Source organism: Bacteroides sp. 224 (assembly GCF_010500995.1).
In the GTDB taxonomy this organism is placed as follows: domain Bacteria; phylum Bacteroidota; class Bacteroidia; order Bacteroidales; family Bacteroidaceae; genus Bacteroides.
The window spans coordinates 1-1,436 of record NZ_QVMK01000087.1 but is presented as its reverse complement, the minus strand read 5'-3'; the positions used below and the strand labels follow the sequence as shown (position 1 = coordinate 1,436).

General features: G+C 38.9%; 1 protein-coding gene. It reads right to left on the bottom strand.

What is annotated here, in order from left to right; genetic code table 11:
• Nucleotides 1–1,364: IS1634 family transposase (locus tag D0T60_RS18430; RefSeq protein ID WP_370524926.1), on the bottom strand; the 1,364-nt coding region annotated here is incomplete at its 3' end.
• Nucleotides 1,365–1,436: the final 72 nt, after the last annotated feature.

The following is a 1,436-nucleotide window of genomic DNA, read 5'->3' as shown; positions in this document are numbered from 1 at the left end:
ATGTCCAATACTTTATCAACACTCAAAGGAATCTTCTTTTCCTTTATGAGTCGTTCTAACTCCTTATATACTTTATAAGCAACGAAGCATATACAGACATGGGCTTCAATTCTGCGTTCTGTAAAATGAAACATTGGACGCATCTCTAATGTCCCTTTCGAAATCCGGAAAGCTCTTTCAACAACCCATAATCCATTATATTCGGCTATAACTTTATCTGCTTCCATGTCTGTGTTTGTGATATATCCCTTTAAACCATCCCATTGGCTATCTTGGGCAATCTTCTCTTCACTAATGATTACTTCTACATCCTTGCTGATCTCAAGAAACTTGTTGTAGCCCCTTTTGTTTACTTGTTGCTTGCTTAGCTTTCCGCTTTTATAAGCCTTACGTAAACGGGCAACACCTCGTTCTCTGTTATATGCATCTTTTTTGGCTCTTGTGGCAGAATAGCTAAGAATTAAACGCTCTCCATTGTTGCGCTTGTATTCATGACAGCTGTTGTTTTCCCAATGTGTCTGTTCCAATATCCATTTCTTAACTTGTGCACTCTCACTTTTAATACGTGCTCCGATAACATATTTATAACCAGCCTGACGAAGTAAATTCACATTCGTATTGTTCATTAATCCAGAATCAGCTACTATGATAAACTCCTTACCTAATGAAAAACGTTGTTTGAAATCATCTATCATCGGTATCATTGTGTATCCTTCATACTGGCTTCCGTTAAACAACGAATAAGATAGAGGGTATCCGCCTTCACTCACTAGAATCCCCAGAACAATTTGCGATTCAGCCGTCTTTCCATCTTTCGAAAAACCTGGTTCGCGCAAGTCGTCTGTTTTTGCAGTCTCAAAGTACAGGGTAGTGACATCGTAAAACATTAAACCGATTTTACCACCAAGTATTTTGCGAGTGTGGTCTACACTAATCTGCTGCACTAATTCTTGCTGGGTGTTGTACAGCTTATCCATGTAACGATAGATGTTGTTTAGGTCAATATCTTCATCGTAGTACGACTTCAAGTATTCTGTGGTAGCAAGTTTGCTAGCTGGCTGAGAGACTCTTGCAATGATCAGATGACGTAATATGTCATCAGGAATCTGATTGAATCCAATATCATCATAGATGCGATCAAGAAGTAACTGAGTACCATTAATAAGAACTGCATCCATGTTCTTAATAACACGCTCAGTCTCTTCCAGCTCTCGATCTTTATGGTTGTCAAAGTCAAGTTCTTGTTGTCCACCATGAGTCCTTAACCAATGAAGAGCCGCTTGATAAAGATTTTCTGCTTCACTCTCTGTCTGAGCAACACCAAAACTCTTTATCTCCTTAAACTGGCCATGTGATTTATTCACTACGACAACACTAATAGTGCCTGAACGGTTCCTTTTCTTGCGTACAAACATTATGCGAAGGTACATAAATTA